This window comes from Paenibacillus aceti, assembly GCF_003614185.1.
Classification (GTDB): Bacteria; Bacillota; Bacilli; order Paenibacillales; family Paenibacillaceae; genus Fontibacillus; species Fontibacillus aceti.
The window spans coordinates 3,820,890-3,841,043 of sequence record NZ_KZ987724.1 but is presented as its reverse complement, the minus strand read 5'-3'; the positions used below and the strand labels follow the sequence as shown (position 1 = coordinate 3,841,043).

The following is a 20,154-nucleotide window of genomic DNA, read 5'->3' as shown; positions in this document are numbered from 1 at the left end:
TAACCTCTATTTTTCCATAAGTAACAAACATTAATACGGTTAGCGTAAGGTGCTGGACACATACTATTCCTGAACCCATTATAATCAGGAGGTGTATGGAGTTATGGCAAGAAGTAATCGTAAGGTCGTTCCAGAAAGCCGTGAGGTGCTGAATCAATGGAAATATGAGATAGCAGCAGAATTCGGACTGCCTGTAGGCGGTACTGGGGGCGCAGGTGGTGCTGATACGGAATTTGCCGGTGAGCTGGGAGCTATCGGGGGCTCGTCTCAAGGAAGCTACTGGGGACATTTGACCTCCCGTGAGGTTGGTTCTGTAGGTGGAGAGATCACCAAACGCCTCGTTGCCCAGGCGGAACGGAACTTTTCCTTATAAGTTCCAACAGAATTCGCGTTTTTTATTTTGACATGAACTTCTAAATACGCTAATATGACTTTTGAGGATTGTAAATCAACCTTTTCCGCTCAGGAAAAGGTTCATTTTTTGATTTAAAGGTTCTGGTTGGCCTTACTCCTCGTTATTCGGTACTAATTTATATTGTGAGTTTAAAAAGTTCGGTTTTCAGCACCGAGAAGGTTGGATGAAGCTAGGGTTTGAGGAGCAGAACGTACGTAGTTGGTACGTGAGCACCTGAGATGTTTCCGAAGGAAACATACTTCGTAAGCATTTACTTAGACCCGGGTGAATTCAAGATTCGATGCCGAATTACTGCTTGATCCACTGCGTGATCAAAAGCGGACTTTTTGAACAACCTTTATAGTATTGAATGCCATACTATCCACATGGGGAGGTTGATTTAATGTCCGTTCAAGGGCGACATTTATTTACATCCGAGTCCGTTACCGAGGGACACCCGGATAAAATTTGTGACCAGATCTCAGATGCGGTTCTTGATGCATTCCTGGCGAATGATCCAAATGCACGTGTAGCATGCGAAGTATCCGTCGCTACAGGCCTTGTGCTTGTGATCGGTGAGATCAGCACGAAATCGGAATATGTAGATATTCCATCTATCGTACGCAACACCATAAGAGAAATTGGGTATACTCGCGCCAAGTACGGCTTTGACTATAATACCTGTGCGGTGCTAACATCATTGAACGAACAATCTGCGGATATCGCTCAAGGTGTTAACGCAGCGCTGGAACATCGTGATCCAACACAGATGGACAAGGAGACGGAAAATATCGGTGCAGGCGACCAAGGCCTGATGTTCGGTTTTGCGACGAATGAGACGCCTGAATTGATGCCGCTTCCGATCGCACTATCCCATCGTATTGCTCGCCGACTCTCTGAGGTACGTAAGGATGGTACGCTTAACTATCTTCGTCCTGATGGCAAAACACAGGTTACGATCGAATACGTGGATGGCAAGCCTAAGCGTGTCGATACGATCGTAGTATCCACCCAGCATGCTGAAGATACTACATTGGAACAAATTCAACATGATATTAAAGAACAAGTGATCCTTCCGGTAGTTCCTGCAGAGTTGCTCGATGGAGAGACTAAATACTATATTAACCCGACTGGCCGTTTTGTAATCGGTGGGCCGCAAGGGGACGCAGGTCTAACGGGTCGTAAAATTATCGTTGACACCTATGGCGGATATGCTCGTCATGGCGGCGGTGCCTTCTCCGGTAAGGATCCGACGAAGGTTGACCGTTCCGCAGCCTATGCAGCTCGTTATGTGGCGAAGAACCTCGTAGCTGCTGGATTGGCTGATAAGGTAGAGATTCAATTGGCTTACGCGATTGGCGTAGCTACACCAGTGTCGATCAATGTAGATACTTATGGTACGGGTAAGGTTCCGGAAGAGAAGCTGGTTGAGCTTGTGCGCAACAACTTTGATCTTCGTCCAGCCGGTATTATTCGTATGCTGGATCTTCGCCGTCCGATTTACCGTCAGACTGCGGCTTACGGACATTTTGGCCGTACAGATGTGGATCTGCCTTGGGAGCGTTTGGACAAGGTTGAGATTTTGAAACAGCAAGCCGGTTTGTAATTTTATAACTCTTACACAAATACAATTAACGGATATTCTCTCCTGTTCAGGAAGCGGATATCCGTTTTATTTTGCCTGCTTCTAAACTTGGCATTGCATTCTGCCGTTAATAATAGTAAGTGTGCGTATAATCGCGTATGTTTTTTTACATATAAGAATGAGAATAGATAGAGAGAGGAAGGTTGCTAAAGTGAGAAGAAGATTATCAGTAATGCTAGCTGCTATTCTAGTGCTTAATCTGGTGCTTGGGATGGTTGCATCGGCAGCGGAAGAAACTTCGTTTAAAGTAACAGTGTCCCCGGCGAATGGGGAAAAAGGGGTTCAGGTCGGGATTAAAGCGATCAAGCTGTCTTTTGACCGTGATGTTCGAGAGGGAGAGGGCTCCATTCAAGTATTCCAGGTCAGTAACGGTAGTCCGATTGCTGAGAAGAAAATTGCTTCCCAGGGCTATGTTATTAAATCAATGGAAGTAAGCCTCCCTACTAATCTAGAATACAATACGACCTATCGTGTAGTTGCAAATGCAGGAGCTTTTGTAGACGCCGCTAAGGATAGCGTGAGGTCGGAAGCGATCGATCTTACGTTTACGACTATAAGCGATCCTGGGAGCAAGGCGCCTGTTATTACTGAAGTTTCCCCAGCAAAAGGAACGACAATATCAGGAACCTCTCAGGAGATGAGCTTAACATTCGATAAGCCAGTCCAGGCTGGAAACGGCAAGTTGTCACTTGTACAGGCATCTAATAATAAATCCACTCCAATCTCAGCCAATACCATGAGAATCGAAGGCGCAAAAGTGTCATTTACCGCAAATGTCGCTCCAGGCGAGCGTTATTATATTTTGATCGATAAGGATGCTTTTAAAGATATTGATGATCAGTATTTTGGCGGGATTAGCAGTGCCCAGGATTGGTATTTCAATGTACAAGGATCGGCGGTGGGCTGGAATAGCTCTACCCCTACGATGCCGAGGAATGGGGCCAGCGGAGTCGATATTAAGACAAAAGGGCAACTGAATTTCACTCGGCCGGTATATCCAAGCTTCGGGAAGATTATACTCGAATCCAAAAATGGCAAAACAGAGATTGATGTCACCTCCTCTAATGTAACAGGCGGGGGGACAAGCAGCATTACAGTGGATTGGCCAGCATTAAGCTATAACACGGCTTATACGGTGAGCGTACCGCAAGGTGCATTTAAAGATGCAGATGGTAATGATACTCCGGTCTCTTCATCTTGGTCTTTTACGACGGGAACGGCTGGCTCCGGTACTCTATCGATAAGTAACTTATATCCTAGTGATCGCAGCACGAATGTGTCGGTTTCAAGCAGTATGACTGCAACATTTAACCGTAATATCACATTGCTGGATGCGTCGAAGGTAACTTTAAAAATGCAAGGCTCGAATACTTCGATAGCAGCAAAAATAACAGCTTCAAGCAATAAGTTGTATATTACTCCAAACGATAATTTAAGAGAAGGTGCAACTTACTATATCGATATTGCCTCAGGGGCCATTGCTGATGCTGATACAGGCGCAGTTTTCAATGGAGTAAATGGATCATCGAGCTGGACCTTCCAGACAGGGGCTAGAGATAAGACTGCTCCGGTACTGCAAAGCGCAACGATGTACACGAACTCAATGATTCGACTGCAGTACAATAAGACATTGGATTCATCGATTAATCTTCTGACCAGTAGCTTCACAGCAACTGTGAACGGCGAAACCCGTCGTATTAGTAATGCCTATATCTCTGGCGAAAGTGTGTACGTCACCTTGGAGACCGGGGTAGCTGTGGGGCAAAATGTACGGGTAGGATATACCTCTAATGGAGTCAGGCCGATTAAGGATCTGTCCGGCAATGTGGCAGGGTCTTTTTCCGGTAAAGAAGTAATAAATGGGATTGATTCTGTGTTGCCGAAGCCGAGGGAAGGCAGTGTATCCGGCAGTGTACTGACCCTATATTTTAGCGATACCCTAAAGAGTGTCTCAACCTATGCTTACGAGCAGTTTCGTGTGGTAGTAGACGGTTATTCCAGAGGGATCGATCGCATTTACCAGAGTGGCTCTTCCGTTACGCTGTACTTAACAAGTTCCGTATCCAATGGAGATAATGTAAAGGTATCTTATTACCCGGGTTCTTATCCGCTTCAGGATTATCGGGGACAGAATATTCCTGCCTTCGAGGATTATTATGTACGAAATACGTATGATACGAAGCCACCGGAATTTACAGGTGCAGAAGGCTCAGGCAATAAAATTATTCTGTCGTATAATGAAGCTCTGAAAACAACGAATATCCCGATGAAAAGTCAGTTCTCTGTACTAGTTAACAACTCGCCCGTTTATGTAAATAATGTGGAGATTATGTCTAATCAGGTGATCCTGACGCTAGCGTCATCTTTTAATCAGGGGCAAAATGTGACTGTGTCCTATGTGTCGGGAATTGGCGGTATTGCTGACTTGAATGGCAATCTGGCGGGATACCTCAATTTGGAACCCGTACAGTATAATGTAGTGATCGAAGGCATACGTTCTGCCATAGTTCGTGGTGACACGATTACGATCACTTACAATACATCCTTAAGATCAGTTAATGCCTTTCCGACCAATCAGTTCTCTGTATCAGTGGATAATATGAGCCAGAGCCTGCAATCGGCAAGCGTAAGCGGAGATACTGTGACCCTGAAGCTCGTGAATCCAGTGCGAGCCGGACAGGCCGTACTTGTATCTTATATGTCGAGCGGTACGATGTTGTATGATTACGCAGGGAATGTAATGAAAGGCTATAGCAGTATGCCGGTTACGAACTTGACGGATTCGGGTTCTACAACTACGCCAGGCAGCGTTGGACAGCCTTCTTATGTGACTTCCTGGTCAGGTATTGATTTTGGTATCTCTGGCTATGCCATGGCCCTAAATTCGGCTCAGACTTCGGTAGACCGGTCGCGGTATGGGCAGACGATTACGAAATATAACTTGGATAGCGTGAAGTTGAAAGATTCACTCAGCTTTGTGGGCAATACCAATGGTGCTCAGAAATTATTAGTATTCGAGGTGCCAGCCACCGAGAAGGCTGCGCATGTCGTTGTGCCATTGAATCCGTTGATGGATTTATATAGCAGCGGCAAGACGGCTTCATTTGCAATCAAGTATGGAGATGTTCTATACGAGCTTCCGGTAGAGAAGATTCCTTTTACGGAGATTTCGCGTTTGGTCAATACGAACTCATTCGCTTCCGTCAGCCTAGCTATTCGGCTGGAGTCCGTGCCTAAGGTGCAGCTTCCGTCACTCACTTCTAGCGGAGCGGTTACGATCAGCGCTTTGGGAGATCCAGTGGAAGTGTATATCACTGCTAATGTAGCTAATAACTCAAGTTCGGCTGAAGTGGCTCATACCGGGAAAATATATATGTATACCTCGAAGCAGGTACCGGTAAGCACAGCTTCTCTAATGAAGTATGATCTCAATTCGGGTGTGGTAGCTTATTCGCCATCTAAGGCTAGTAGCCGTGGAGCGGGAATTGTCTTCTCGGGCAAGGTGAATGGCAATACGGTGATTGGACCTGCGGTGGGATATGGTTATTTTGAGGATATTACAAAGCATTGGGCGAAGGATGAAATCTCCGAGCTTGCTAGCAAGTTAATCGTTGAACCGCGGGTGAATAACAGCACGAAATTCGAACCCAATCAGAATATCACTCGTGCGGAGTTTGCGGTGTTCATCGCCAAGGGGCTTGGCTTGGCTGGAGATGAGGCCAATGCGCGCCGCTTCCCGGATGTAGTTGCAGGCTCGGCGACAGGAGCTTATATCGGGGCTGCGGCTAAGGCAGGGATTATTAACGGACACGCCGATGGGACCTTCAAGCCGAACAACAATATTACCCGTGAGCAAATGGCGCTGATGATGGTGCGGGCTATGGAGTATGCCGGGTATGAAGTCTCCGGTTCTGGAACGCAGGCCTTGGTCAAGTTCAAGGATGCGGCGAAAATCCAGAACAAGCAGACGGTCGCCAAGGCCGTCCAGGAGGGCATCATCCAAGGGATGACCCAGACCACCTTCAAGCCGCAAGGCAACGCTACCCGCGCCCAGGCTGCAATTATGCTGAAGCGGGTGCTGGATAAGTTGAATGGTTGAATGAAGCTACGAGGTAGCTTTAGTCCTTTGTGGCAGGGTGATATGGATAATTGCAAAAGCTACATTTAATTTCTTAATTTACAAGAAGGCTCCCCCTGCAACTGCATTTAGTACACTTGGAATAGTCCATTCCAGTAAAATTGAGGAAACGGATTATTTTAAGTGCAGGTTTTGCAATTAAAATCATGTTGGAACCGATTGTTACTTTTATAGCTGTACTTTGTGCAATTGAATAGGTATGAGTTATGTGTAACTAGAATCAACCTCCTATGCTTATGCGAAGGAGGTTGATTTTTTTAAGTAATGTAGGAGAAGGGCTCCATGAATGATATTTTTATGCGAAATATCCGACAGAGCCTGCGACTAATGCATAGCGGTGTATTCGTTGTCCCGATCCGCTGTGAATGGGCTGAAGCCAGCCTTTGTGACATAGCGATTTTAGCATTTTAACAGATGTGCGATGGTTAATTTGAAAATGAAGTGAAATTTCCTTTGGGCTGACCGATTGGTGTGGGGAGCTTAGAATGTAGCGTATAATTTCAGATTCTGCCATAACTGTACGTTGTACAGGTTGTTTCTGAGCCTGATAGCGATTCAGTAATGTCTGTAATAAGTATTGGCATAACTCGGGCTGCTCTGAGACATCATCATATGCAAAAGAAATGATACGATAGCCTAAGGTTTGGATATAGATTTCGCGATTCAATTCATTACAATATTTTTGGCGATCCATATCTCGAACATGAGGACCATATCCCTTAATTTCGATGATAAATTTGAGCGAACCAGGTAAATAGGCAAAATCACTGAAATAGGGTCTTTTACGCCAATCGATGATTTCATATTCCGGGTGTAGATATTCGAAGTTTCTGTATAGAGGCCACCATACTTTTTGTAGAAATAGCTTTTCTCCATGACCGTGCCCTCGTTCTAGTCTACCTCGCCGTTCACTGCTTCTTAGTTCCAGATGTTTATTGATAAAGGCATGGTGGGCAGTTTCAAAGTTCACTCTAGCATTCCTCCTCTAATTCAGATTGTTATCCAACCAACCCTATTATGTGAGAAGTAAAAAACGCCCCAACCATTACAAAAATGGATGGGACGTGCTACGTCGCTACTTTATTATAGGGTTAATATTCTCAGTTTAACAGGTTGGATAAACTTTTTCCATAGGGGGGTATATGTGCTTCCATGGGCTGTTTCTATTAGAGAACTAAGGGATGGTAATACAAAATAGTATGCGGTCATGTTAAATGCATTTTGTACAGCTAAATTTCCCATATTGGGGTGAGAACATTAACTAATTGCATTTTATACAGTTAAACTATGAGGAATACCGTTTTTGAAGCAACTCAGAAGATTTAACTGTACTTTTTACAACTAATTATCTCGTAAAGCTTGTAACAATTAAATTAGCTGTACATTATGCAGTTACCCAAACCACCCCAACTGGTCATTCAGTACATACTTGCACCAAATCCCCTCCTTTTCCAAGAAATTTGCGCTTTTTCGTAACTTTTTGGGTTCAAAGTAGTCTATTAATAGTGTAGTAGGTTTACTGAGAGATTAAATAGATGGAATGATAATCGTATAAAAGATGGGAGAGTAGCAAATTAAATGGTAGTCAGAAGAGAGGTAACTGGACAAGAGAAGACGGGAAAAGAGAACAAATGGGTACGGATGGCAGCGAATCAGGGCAAGAAGCTGATGCTGGTGACGATGGCGGGATTGATCTGGATTCAGCCTGTAGTGAGCTTAGGGCCGTTCAACGGGCCTGCTTCAACAGCTCATGCCGCGGCGGAGCAGACCGTGAAGATAAGTGAAGATATTATCACTTCAGGCGCCAAGCTCGTCAAATATCAATATACGACGACACGTTCGGGCAAGCAGGTGAAGGTGCTGACCGATGTGATTGAAATCGATCTAACCAACCCATACGTACAATTGGATGTTATGACGGGGAAACAGGGGCAATTGACTACGAGACAGTCGGTGCAAGGGATGACGAATGATACAGGGGCCGTGGCCGGGGTCAATGGCGACTTCTTTCCGATGAGCGGACAAGGGGTTGCGATGGGAGGCGCTGTCTCGCAGGGGACGATTCTGACCACGCCTTCCCAACTGGAGGGGATGTACGCGTTTGCCGTTACGAATGACGGTTCTCCGATGATTGATAGATTTGAATTTAACGGCACGGTGTACGCTGCTGACGGTTCAACCTTTCCACTGGTCGGCATTAACCAAGAGGCTTACCGGACGGAGCCAGACAAAGGCTTCAGCCATGTCAATAAAATGTACATCTATACCAGCGCCTGGAAGTCGGAGACACGCCCGAAGGATAGCTCGACGACGCCGACAGAGGTGCTTGTGCAGAACGGTATCATCCAAGAGATCTCGATGCAGGCGCCGATTCCTGGGCAGGTACCTGCGGATGGGTATATTTTGCGTGCTCATGGACAGGCAGCGGAGTTCATTGCGAGTCATTTATCCGTGGGGCAGCAGATCGATACTAGCTATCAGCTTCGTTCGCTCACCAGCGGGCAGGAAATCGACCCAGCGAATCTCAAAATGATGATCGGCGGTCACACCTTGCTGGTAGATCAGGGGAAGGCTTCGCAGTTCACTCGTCCGACGACCTCGATTAGCGGTAGTAGCGCAGTAGCGAGAACAGCGGTCGGCTACTCTAAGGATGGCAAGAAAGCCTATCTGATTACAGCGGAGAAAAATAGCAGCAGCAGTGGTCTGACACTGGCAGAACTGCAGAAGTTCATGACCAGTATCGGCGTATGGAAAGGCTTGAACCTCGATGGAGGCGGGTCCACGACCATGGTAACCCGGCCGCTTGCCGAGACATCAACTACGCTTGCCTTTACGACCTCCAATGGATCAGCGGGTCAACGGGCAGTGGCCAATGGTCTTGGCGTATTCACAACTGCTCCACAGGGTACGTTAAAAGGCCTTAAAGTCAGTGGTCCATCAACCCTGATGATCGGTCAAACAGCGTCCTATGCTCTGAAGGGGTATGACAACTACTATAACCCGGTGGATGCCTCGGGAATTCAGGCGAACTGGAAGTCGGATAACGGGAATGTAAGCTGGACCGGGGAAGGCTTCAAGGGGGTTAAATCCGGGAAGGCCAAGATTACAGCAGTTAGTGGAGACGCCAAGGAAAGTATGGATGTTACGGTGCTCGGAGGCAGTGATCTGGACAGCTTAAGCGCGGGCATATCCTCTGCACCGCTTGAGTCTGGCACTTCAGTTAATGTAGCAGTTACTGCAACGCTGAAGAATGGCAATACCGTTACAGTTCCGGCGGAATCCGTGAAATGGGATTTCACAGGCATGAAGGCTAGTGTGAAGGACGGCGTGCTGTCCGTGCAATCTGTGAATGCAGGTGCGAAGGTCGGCTATGCGACTCCGAAATATGATGGCTTCAGTGGAACGCCGATCGTATTCACCACTTCTTCCGAGCAAATCTGGGAGAACTTCGAGAATGTCTCTTATCCGGTTACCTTTACAGGCTTGCCAGCAGAGGTGAAGGGCAGTGCAACGGTGGTTCAAGGGACAGGCGATCGTGCTAACACGAAGGTACTGACGCTGGATTATGATCTCACAGGCGGGGTTGGTAATAAATTCGCTTACGCTCAGATCAACGGCTCGACGGGCAAGGAAATTCCGAAGGATTCGACCAAGATGACGATTGATGTGCTCGGCGATTCCAGTCTGAACTGGCTGCGTGCTGAATTTGCTGATGCCGATGGCAAGAGCGTCTATGTTGATCTAACGAAGCAGATTGATTTTACAGGCTGGAGAACACTGACGGTTGATCTGACAGCGAGCGCGATGAAATTCCCGGCCAAATTAAAGCGTCTCTACGTTGTTAATCTCGAGGAAGGTCAGGATGAGCGTGCGCTGACAGGCAGCGTATCCTTTGATAATATCCGCTTCACAGCGCCAGTAACAGATGGAGGCGATACGGGCTTGCCCAGTGCCAACGCCTTGATGACAATCGGCCAGAAGTCGATGCTCGTAAATGGCGAGAAGCAGAATATTGATGTGGCACCGCTACTGAAGGATGGCACCACATATATTCCTATTAAATACGTGCTGGATTCCTTTGGTGGCAGCTCCACCTGGAATAACACAGCCAAGAAGATTACGGTAACCCGCGGCACTTCAGTACTTGAGCTTACGGTTGGCAAGAAGGAATTCATTTTGAACGGCTCCAAAAAGCAGGCAGAGGTCTCGCCAATCATCGTAGATAATAGAACTTTAGTCCCGCTTCGTTTAGTATCAGAGCAGCTGGGAATCGTGATAAAATGGGACAAGAAAACCAAATCCATCAGCTTGGAATCATGATATGATGTTTGGTAATAGACGGTTTTTGGGAAACGGAGTAGGTCAAAGTGGCAGATTATCAAGATCAGGCTGATGCAATCGATCGTGTTATTAAGAACGCTGTTGGCGTGATGGAGAATAGCAAAATTCAAATCCTGGAAATACTAGAATCTGCGCGTGATGAGCTGAGGACGCTGAACAATGAACTGCAGCAGGTTATGAAGGAAACGGCGGAGACCGTGGAGAAGGTGGACCAGCTCGAAGTTAACTATCGCAGATCCCGCATCCGGCTGACGGAAGTCAGCCGGGATTTTGTGCGGTATAATGAAGAGGATATCAAACAGGCTTACGAGAAGGCTACGCAGCTTCAGCTCGATCTATTAATCTATCGGGAGAAGGAGATGTATCTTAAAGCACGCCGTGATGAATTGCAAAAAAGAGTTCGCGGTGTCGAGAAGTCAGTAGAGCGTGCAGAAACAGTAAGTGCGCAAATGGGCGTAGTTCTCGAGTACCTATCTGGCGAGCTGGGCCAAGTGACTCGAATTCTCGAATCGGCCAAAAACCGCCAAATGCTGGGGCTAAAGATCATTTTGGCGCAGGAAGAAGAGCGTAAACGGATCTCTCGAGAGATCCATGATGGGCCTGCACAACTACTAGCTAATTTAGTTCTTAGGACGGAAATTGTAGAAAGAATGCTCGCGAAGCAGGAATTTAAGATGGTACAAGACGAAATAATAGATTTGAAAAGACAAGTTCGCTTCAGCTTGGAAGAAATGCGAAAAGTCATTTTCAATTTGCGTCCGATGGCCCTGGATGACTTGGGGCTAATTCCAGCTGTTCGCAAATATGTACATGATTTTGAAGAGAGAACGAAGATAAGAGCCACCTTCGAGACGAAGGGGAAGGAGCAGCGGATGTCTTCGCCTATGGAAGCGGCGATATTCCGTCTGGTTCAGGAGGCACTGACCAATGCAGCCAAGCATGCATGTCCGACCTATGTTGGCGTGGAGATTACTTATCAGGCGCATCTGGTCAAGATCGTCGTACAAGATAATGGTCTGGGCTTCAGAGTAGATCAACTGGAGCAGAAGACCAAGGAGCACACCCATTTTGGATTGATCGGTATGAGAGAACGGGTGGAGCTGCTGGAAGGAAGAATGGACATCGAATCTACCGAAAATATGGGTACGAAAATTATTATCCACATTCCGACAAACACAGATAAGGGAAAGGAGAACCTAGATGGATAATCACAATTCTAATGATGGGCAGGCAATAAAGGTCCTCTTAGCTGATGATCACCAATTGTTTCGTGAGGGATTAAAGCGGATATTGAATATGGAAGAGGATATTGAAGTGATTGGTGAATGCAGTGACGGTTCTCAAGTGCTGGAGAGCTGTCGCCTTTATCAACCGGAAATCGTGCTGATGGATATCAATATGCCGGTATTGAATGGAGTCGACGCAACGGCTGAGCTGCGCGACGCTTTGCCGGAGGTGAAGGTTATCATTCTGTCGATCCACGATGATGAGAGCTATGTGTTCGAGACCTTGCGCAAAGGTGCGACAGGATACCTGTTGAAAGACATGGAGGCCGAATCACTGATCAACGCGATACGTACGGTTGCTGATGGAAATGCCTTTATCCATCCGAAAGTAACGGGCAAGCTGATTCAGCAGCTGCGCCGGATGGAATATTTGAGCGAGACAGGAGCGATTTCGGAGGATCATGCGATACGGGAAGCCGGAGTTAAATTTGTCGCTGGCGACAATAACCCGTTGACTCGCAGAGAGGCCGAGGTGCTTAGATTGATGGCAGAAGGCCGCAGTAATAAGACGATTGGCGAGCATTTATTCATTAGTGAGAAGACAGTGAAGAACCATGTGAGTAGTATTTTGCAGAAAATGGATGTTGACGATCGTACGCAAGCGGTTATCAATGCGATCAAATTTGGCTGGGTTACTCTTTAAGAGGTAGCGGATTCTAGAAATTCGACGCTTATTAGAGTGGCCGGCTTTTTGTTACCCTGGCCTTCCAATATATTCATTAAATTGAAAAGAGAGGCGAGGTTCATCGCCTTTTGGATATTTTGTACAGGTATAGCTTGGGTACATAGTGAACAATCTCTATAATTGATTCGTTTCAATAGAGTCCAGTAACCGACCTGCCGCTAGCGGCATATATTGTCGTTAGAGAGATCGAACTGCTCCCCTTATAATGAAAAAGGGCAGTTTGATGACCTCTATGGGGAGGTGGGTCCATGTTTCCATATATGGGTTGGATTCTGTTCAGTTACGGGTTGGCGACGGCGATGGTGCACTTGGTACACGGACAATATCGGCGCATGCAGCCGAAGGCTCGTAAGCGGATGCATTATGTACTGGTGACTCATAATCATGAGCAGCACATGGAATGGTATCTGAGGGCCTTGGACTGGTATGGACGTTGGCGCGGTGATTCAGTGAAGGTGACGGTACTCGACGAAGCATCGGACGATAACACGATAGCGATCGTCGAGCGTTTGAAGCATCGGGAGGGAATGGACCTGAACCTCACTCGTCTGACTGCGGTCGGCGAGGAAGAGAAGAAGCGATATATGCTGGCAGCGCAAGCTCCCATTGATGCAGAAGAGACCCGATTATTCATCGATCTCCGTTCGCCCGAGGGGGCGAACAAGATACCGTATGTCCATGTATAGCAAGGCAGCAACCGTCAGGGAGAAATTTTGTTTTTGCAGGAATTTGAGAATAGTAACTGAATATCGTTTATTCAAAGTGTGAAGCACACTCTTTCATGGCCTAGGCCGGGGGAGTGTGCTTTTTTGCGTGGAAATTGCTTGGAAGGAGGTGGAACCGGGATTGGGGTCGCTTATAAGGATTGATGAGATAGGGAGGTGAGGGGGAGATGGATGTGGGCAAGGATGGGGGACGGGGGTGAGAATGGTGGGGATAAGTGAGTAATTAAGGGCTGTTTAGGTGGGGGAGGGTAGGGAGTGCGGTGACCGAGGGAGGGCGAGGGATGGATAAGTGCTTAAGTGCAACTATTTAAGACTTGCTAGACGACTCTCGCGATATAGGTGCAAATATACATTTATTTGTGGCAGTTTGCTCGTTATGAGGGCGAGATCGGGGAAATAGTTGTACAAATGCATTTATATCGTTGGTTTGTTGCAGACCCGCTTGGAATAAGTGTATTTAAGCATTTATTTCATTCCGATGTGGGGGCAGAGGTGACATTACATAAGCAAGGGTAGGCGTGGTGGTTAGGTGGTGGAGGGAGAAATTATTGAAGGAGGGGTAAGCATGAGAGCGGCAGTATATGTGGTTAGGCTGGAGCGTGCATTTTGGAAACTGATGGTCAGTCTTGATGTTGGAACGGATCTCAGATGGTGTCTGCAGCAACGGGGGTGGCTAGTCGATGGAGGGGGAGAGGGTGTGTTTGAAAATAAGCCCCAGTTGGAGCGAAGCGAGCGGATGATTCTGTTGTCTGCATCTATGCCATTAGGGTGGGGAGTTAGCTTACGTGACCGGTTCCAGTCCAGATTGGAGATGGATCGCTGGGATATGAGGGATTGGAGGAGGTATATTGTTGATGCTCTGAAAAGAGAGCTTGAGCAGGAGCGTAAGCTCAGAACGGGTGAGCTTCTCTATGAGCAGCGATTGTTAGAGCTGCAGTCGGGTGGATTGTTGTGGACAAGCCAGCAAGGTATCACTGCGATGGGAGAGAGCTTGTTGGGGCAGCTTGGGGGAGGGAGGAAAAGGGGCGCTGAAAAAATGAGCCTTGGAATAGGAGAAGCTGTGGGTGAGGGAGCCTGGGGCAGACAGGCTTATGATTGGATAACCGCGAGCGGAGTGGTGATGGGAGCTGTAGTAGATCGAGCGGACGACGGGCGTTGGGAGGAAGCGGTGGAGGTTGGGGCGCGGCGCATAGCAGCCGCGCTGGAGGGGAGGTCGCTGCTGGAAGCGGAGCTGCAGCAGCTGTTGGTGGAGCGCCTGCCGGAGCTTTTGCCGGTGTGGCGCTCCGCCGTGCAGCACGCGCACCTGCAGGGGCGCGTGCTAATTACCGCGGGCGTGGCGGCTGCCACCGCCCGCGGAGGCCGGGGCCCGCTGGCGCGGCCGCGGGCCCGGTATCGCTGCCGGCGCTGCGGCAGCGAAGTGCATTCCCGCACGCCCTGCGGGTCGTGCGGGTCCAGCGGCTGCGCCTATTGCGAGGCCTGCCTCGCTATGGGGCGCAGCCGGTCTTGTGCGCTGCTGCTGCGCGGCAGCGCGAGGGCCGTGCCGCCTGCGGCGGGCGGCACGGGCGGGGCCCCCACCGAGTCCCTGCTGGACCGGTGGGGGTTAAGCCCCGCGCAGCGCGATGCGGCCTCCGCCGCGCTGCGATTTCTGGCGCAGCCGCAGGGCGCGCCAGCAGCCCCGCGCGACCGCCATGGCCCAGGCGGGCTCCATGGCGGTCCGCGCCCAGCGGCATGGTCCATCGCCCATGCCGCTCGCTTTCCATTGGCCCTGCCCCGGCAGCGGGCCAATTCCTGTGCACCGGCGCTGACCGACGGTCATGCCGGTGCATCTCGCGGCGGCCTTGCTCCACCAGGCCGCCCAGCCCAGAGCCGTTTCCTGCTCTGGGCCGTGACTGGCGCCGGGAAGACAGAAATGATCTTCCCGCTCATCGACTACACACTCTGCACCGGCGGCAGAGTGCTCGTAGCTACGCCGCGCCGGGATGTGGTGTTGGAACTGGCACCGCGGATCGGCAAGGCTTTTCCGGAGCAAAAGCTTGCAGTCCTTTACGGCGGCAGCTCCCAACGCTGGGAAGAGGCGCGGCTTATCCTGGCGACAACGCATCAGCTCATGCGCTTCTATCACGCATTTGATCTCGTGATCATCGACGAGCTGGATGCGTTTCCGTATCACAATGATCCTATGCTTGCTTTCGCCGCCCAGGAATCCTGCAAAAACACAGGCCGCTTCATTTTCCTGTCGGCCACTCCGCCTGCTCAGATGCAGCGGGAAGTGCGCCAAGGCGAAATAGAACACGCTAAAGTGCCAGCCAGGTTCCACGGCCATCCACTCCCCGTGCCGCGCCGGATCAGAATAGATCCCGTGGAGAACTGCCTTCGCCGCCACTCTCTCCCCTCCGCTTTAGCTACAGCGTTAATCGAGTCTATTCAGCGAGCTGCACAAATTTTCATATTCGTCTCCCGTATCCGGCATATTGAACCTCTGACCGAATTACTCAGAAGAAGATTCTCAGGCATCAGGATCGAGGGAACCTCATCACAGGATGAATTGCGTGCCGATAAAGTGCTAGATTTCAGAGCCACCGAAATTCGTATGCTGGTAACTACGACGATTCTGGAGCGGGGAGTGACCGTGCCGAAGAGCGATGTTTTTATTTTGGATGCAGATAGCGATCTGTTCGATGAAGCCTCCCTGGTTCAGATGGCCGGGCGCGCCGGCAGATCAAAGGATGACCCCGCAGGCCGAGTCTGGTTCGCTTCCCCGGAATGGACCCGATCACAGCGCGGTGCGGTACGGCAAATTCGCTCCATGAACACCATTGCCCGCAAAAAGGGCTTCTTGCACTAGCACGCTAGCAAAAGTATGAGGGTCGCTAGAATTGGTTTTAGTCCGCTCTGGCTATATAGACTAGCTTGTATCAACAAGTTGCTTGATTGTGACAGAGAGATGCGATTTGGTCGGGAATAGTAGGTTCAACAAACATAGCGAAAGAGGTGAAAAAATTGTCTTGGAAGGACATTCTAAGCTCTTCTTTGCACCAGTTACTGGCTCCTTCAACCCAGACCTGTCTTACATGCGGCAAAATGATTCGCTCAGGTGGTTGCGGAGTTAACGGATTTACGGAAATCTGCGCGGCTTGCTATGTTTCGATCCCATGGATTACGGTACCTCGCTGTCCGGTTTGTGGCAGGGCGGTGGGGTGCCCGGATTGCAGTCGGGCAGGGCAAGCGGAGCGCTATTTTCAAATAAATCGTAGTGTGGTTCAATATAATGCGGCGATGCGCGAGTGGCTGGCGCAGTATAAATTCAGGGGGCGCGAATCGCTAGGCCCGTTGTTTGCTCAGATGATGAAGCTTGCTATGAGAGGGATGTTGAAGGAATTAAGCGATCGGTCGGGGGTTTCGCGGGGATTTTTTGATGGGATCACCTTTGTTCCGGTGAGTGAGGCACGGATGCTCGAACGTGGGTTCAATCAATCGCGGACTCTGGCCTATGGAGCGGCGAACGTAGCTAAAGCTCCCGTGTTAGAGCTTCTCGAGCGTTCTCGGCACACGGAGAAGCAGAGTTTTAAGAACCGGAAGCAGAGACTGCTAGAGTTGAAGGGAGTATTTAAGCCAGTGCCGGATGCAGCCGGGAAACTAGAAAAGGTATTTTTAGCTCAGCCCTATTCATTATCCCCTGTGCGTCTATTGCTGGTTGATGATGTATATACGACAGGAAGCACGGTGGATACCTGTGCCTTGGCTCTGCATGATATTTGCGGGAAGCTGGGCCGTTCTGCGGAAATATATAGTGTGACCTGGGCGCGCTCGTGAAGTGAATCTGGAGCAGGATGAGATTTAGAGGTCGGTTGTCCGATTTTTTGGAAGGGGAGAAAGAGAAAGGGATGGACGAAACTTGTCTGATCATGTAATCTAACATCAGATGGTTATTTATAGATAATGACTTGAAGGGGAAAGAAGGAATGGATATGAATCTTGGAAATTGTCCGCGCTGTGGAAGGTTGTTTGCCAAAAATTTCAGAGACCTCTGTCCTTCTTGCATGAAAGATATTGAAGCGGAATACGAGAAATGTCTTGAGTATCTGCGCGAATACAAATCTGCAACGATGGCTGAACTGTCTGACGCTACAGGAGTATCGATTAAACAAATTACGAAATTTATTAAAGAGGGCCGCATCTCGATTGCGGATAACCCGAATATGATGTATCCGTGTGAAGTATGCGGAATTCTGATCTATGAAGGCAATATGTGTGACAGTTGCCGAAGCCGTCTGGCCCGTGATTTGAGTGCAGTTACCCGAGAAGAACAGAGCAAGGCTGCCGGTGAAGAAGACAAACGGGGCGGCGGAACCTATGGAGTTGTTGACAAATTTCGAGCTCCAGAACGCTAACAGCGCTGATCTTGCGGCATAATATTCTTTAATATCCAATAGTTCGCTATAAAATAAGTATCAACTTACGCCGATAAACTTAGTAAAGATTATCGGTTTTTTTATTTGGAAAGAAAGGTGAAACCCATGAAAATCAATGATACCGGACGGGTCGGCGCCATAAATAGCTATCAACGCCAATATGAGTCGCAACGCAAAGGGTTAGATCATAAATCACGGCGTAAAGACGAATTGTCCATTTCTACAGAAGGTATGGAATTATTGAAGGCACAGGAGAGTGCCCAATCGCCGGAGCGCTTACAACGCATTGAAGAGTTGAAGGAACAGGTCTCCACAGGAACCTATCATGTAGACGCTGGCAAGCTGGCTGAGAAGCTTCTGCCATACTTCAAGTCTTTTGACGAGAATTAGGGGGCGGCTATGTCAATACAGCAAGTAGTTGATTCGTTGGATTCTCTGTACGAAGTTCATCAAGAAATGCTGGGAATCAGCAAGCACAAGCAAGAGGCCATCGTCAACAACGATGTTGAGAAGCTGATCGAAGTGATGAATCAGGAGTCAAGATGTGTGAAGCAGATTGAACAATTGGAGGGCGAGCGCGAGAAGGTTTGTCAGGATTTTTTGCTAGAGAAGGGGATAAAATCTCAACTGCAATTGACCGTGACGGAGTTAACCCGTCTGGCCTTTGATCCTGTCGACAAGAAGGCGCTTCAGGATGCACAAGCCAAGCTATCATCGACCCTGAATGAATTAAAAAGATTAAACGAATTAAATCAGAAATTGATAGAGCAATCCTTAGTCTTTATCGACTATTCCCTGGAGCTGCTAGGTGGCAGGGAAGACCAAGAGATCACTTATCAGCATCCTGGCGGTAAATCCGGCGGGGTGAAGAAACCGGGATTATTTGATACACGAGCCTAAGATTCAGAGGAGGATCATATGTCATCCACATTTCACTCGATAGAAACGGCAAAGCGTAGTTTATTTACACAGACAGCGGCTTTGAACACTACGGGACATAACGTCTCTAACGCCAATACTCCAGGGTACTCCCGGCAAGTTGTGAACATGAGAGCGTCATCACCGATCGAAGCCTATGGAATGAATCGTTCTATAGCTCCGGGACAACTCGGTACCGGTGTAGAGTTTTCTTCAATCACACGGATTAGAGAGACATTCCTGGATCATGAGTATCGGGGAGAAGTCAGTGCCTATGGGAACTGGAATCTTCAAGCGGATACCTTGTCCAAGCTCGAGGGGATTATGAACGAGCCTTCGGAGACAGGGCTCCGTACGGTAATGAATAATTTCTGGAAGTCATGGTCTGACTTAAGTAAGGACCCTGAGAGTGTAACGGCCCGGAAGATTGTAGTTCAGAATGCAATGGCATTGACCGATGCTTTCAATTACATGAGCCGGCAGCTAAGTAATCTAAGTCAGGATTTAACGACCAATGTAGGGGTTAAGGCGGATGAAGTACAGTCTTATTTATCCTCGATCGCCGATTTGAATAAATCCATTACCCGAGTCGAAAGTCTCGGCGACAACGCCAACGATCTAAGAGATCAGCGTGATCTGCTGACGGATAAATTGTCTCAGATCATTAATGTAACGGTACAGGATACAGAGCAGGGTTATACGATTATGCTTGGGGGCGATACCCTCGTTCAGGGGGATGCAGTTCAGGTTGAAGTCAATGCCGGAGCGACCCCTGCGGAGAAGGGCGCATATTTAGAGAATGCCTTTGCTGCCGGGACGTTAACTAGCGGTGAAGCGTACGGGATGGTCTACTCCCGGAACAATTATGTTACTGATTATCAGGCGAAGCTTAATAATCTGGCTAATACGATCATGAACGGTACGATGAAGGATGTCTCCATTCCAGCGGGATCGATGCTTCCTGAAGGAACAATCGTCAATGCTAATACCGTGATCACGGTCGGAGGAGCAGATCAACTGCTTACGGCTGGCTCGCCGATGCCTCCTAATGCTGTGCTGAAGGAAGAGGCCAAGATTGATGTTAAAGGCTTGAACGGCTTGCATCAATTAGGATTCTCTTTGAACGGAACGACGGATCGCGGACTTCCATTCTTCACAGGCACCGATGCCGGCACTATTAAGCTGAATGATCAGATTGCCCAAGACCCTACGTTGGTCGCGACATCATTGCGGACTGAAGCGAGCGGTACTGGACAGGTTGTAGTTAAGGGTAATAACACATTGGCTCTTTTGTTCTCCTCTATGAATGAAACGAAGATTACCGCCGATGATGGGGGAGAATCTACGCTGAACTCGCAATATAGCGCGATGGTCGGACAATTGGGGGTTCAATCCCAGGAAGCGGCCCGTCAGGCTGAAAATTCCTCGATATTGGTCACTCAAGTGGATACCCGGCGGCAATCCGTAAGCGGGGTCTCACTGGATGAGGAAATGTCCAATATGATTAAATTCCAGCATGCTTATACCGCAGCAGCGCGGTTTATGACGACCTTCGATGAATTACTTGATAAATTAATCAACGCTACGGGCGTTGTGGGCCGATAGGGGGT

Annotated in this window: 14 protein-coding genes; 13 read left to right on the top strand and 1 reads right to left on the bottom strand. The window is 48.6% G+C overall.

All coding sequences use genetic code 11. The features are described from left to right. The first annotated feature begins 103 nt into the window (after positions 1–103). The 3 genes from BFJ94_RS17260 (at position 104) to BFJ94_RS17250 (ending at position 6,138) form a co-directional block, all read left to right on the top strand. A complete protein-coding gene (locus BFJ94_RS17260) occupies positions 104–373 on the top strand; it encodes an alpha/beta-type small acid-soluble spore protein (protein ID WP_120463767.1) in 270 nt (89 codons plus the stop codon). A 424-nt stretch (positions 374–797) separates the two neighbouring features. Then, entirely contained in the window at positions 798–2,000 is a 1,203-nt protein-coding gene (gene metK, locus BFJ94_RS17255) for a methionine adenosyltransferase (protein ID WP_120463766.1), read from the top strand. 190 nt (positions 2,001–2,190) lie between these two features. Beyond that, positions 2,191–6,138 carry an Ig-like domain-containing protein gene (locus tag BFJ94_RS17250; protein WP_229716936.1) on the top strand — a complete coding sequence of 1,316 codons (3,948 nt, stop codon included), beginning with the start codon at positions 2,191–2,193 and terminating at the stop codon, positions 6,136–6,138. 334 nt (positions 6,139–6,472) lie between these two features. Here the strand turns inward: BFJ94_RS17250 and BFJ94_RS17245 are convergent, their stop codons facing one another. Next, positions 6,473–7,147, bottom strand: a complete 675-nt coding sequence (locus BFJ94_RS17245) for a PDDEXK family nuclease (RefSeq protein ID WP_120463764.1) — start codon at positions 7,145–7,147, stop codon at positions 6,473–6,475. A 608-nt stretch (positions 7,148–7,755) separates the two neighbouring features. Between BFJ94_RS17245 and BFJ94_RS17240 the strand changes: the two genes are divergently transcribed. From BFJ94_RS17240 to flgK, 10 genes are all read left to right on the top strand, one after another. Continuing rightward, positions 7,756–10,497 (top strand): stalk domain-containing protein, encoded by a 2,742-nt coding sequence (locus BFJ94_RS17240; RefSeq protein ID WP_188831411.1) that lies wholly within the window; start codon positions 7,756–7,758, stop codon positions 10,495–10,497. 47 nt (positions 10,498–10,544) lie between these two features. Then, a complete protein-coding gene (locus tag BFJ94_RS17235; protein ID WP_268238189.1) occupies positions 10,545–11,726 on the top strand; it encodes a sensor histidine kinase in 1,182 nt (393 codons plus the stop codon). Next, positions 11,719–12,447, top strand: a complete 729-nt coding sequence (locus BFJ94_RS17230; RefSeq protein ID WP_120463763.1) for a response regulator transcription factor — start codon at positions 11,719–11,721, stop codon at positions 12,445–12,447. Before BFJ94_RS17235 ends, BFJ94_RS17230 begins: the two co-directional genes overlap by 8 nt. Before the next feature lie 290 nt (positions 12,448–12,737). Beyond that, entirely contained in the window at positions 12,738–13,175 is a 438-nt protein-coding gene (locus BFJ94_RS17225; RefSeq protein WP_120463762.1) for a hypothetical protein, read from the top strand. Positions 13,176–13,950: 775 nt separating this feature from the next. Beyond that, complete coding sequence (locus BFJ94_RS17220) at positions 13,951–16,059, top strand: ATP-dependent helicase ComFA (protein WP_439116402.1); 2,109 nt, start codon at positions 13,951–13,953, stop codon at positions 16,057–16,059. Positions 16,060–16,214: 155 nt separating this feature from the next. Beyond that, positions 16,215–17,027, top strand: coding sequence for a ComFC family protein (locus BFJ94_RS17215; protein ID WP_120463760.1), 813 nt, complete (start codon positions 16,215–16,217; stop codon positions 17,025–17,027). A gap of 155 nt (positions 17,028–17,182) precedes the next feature. Continuing rightward, positions 17,183–17,605, top strand: a complete 423-nt coding sequence (locus BFJ94_RS17210; RefSeq protein ID WP_120465278.1) for a TIGR03826 family flagellar region protein — start codon at positions 17,183–17,185, stop codon at positions 17,603–17,605. 126 nt (positions 17,606–17,731) lie between these two features. After that, positions 17,732–18,016 (top strand): flagellar biosynthesis anti-sigma factor FlgM, encoded by a 285-nt coding sequence (gene flgM, locus BFJ94_RS17205; RefSeq protein ID WP_120463759.1) that lies wholly within the window; start codon positions 17,732–17,734, stop codon positions 18,014–18,016. 9 nt (positions 18,017–18,025) lie between these two features. Next, positions 18,026–18,526, top strand: coding sequence for a flagellar protein FlgN (locus BFJ94_RS17200; RefSeq protein WP_120463758.1), 501 nt, complete (start codon positions 18,026–18,028; stop codon positions 18,524–18,526). 18 nt (positions 18,527–18,544) lie between these two features. Next, positions 18,545–20,149, top strand: a complete 1,605-nt coding sequence (gene flgK, locus BFJ94_RS17195) for a flagellar hook-associated protein FlgK (RefSeq protein WP_120463757.1) — start codon at positions 18,545–18,547, stop codon at positions 20,147–20,149. Positions 20,150–20,154: the final 5 nt, after the last annotated feature.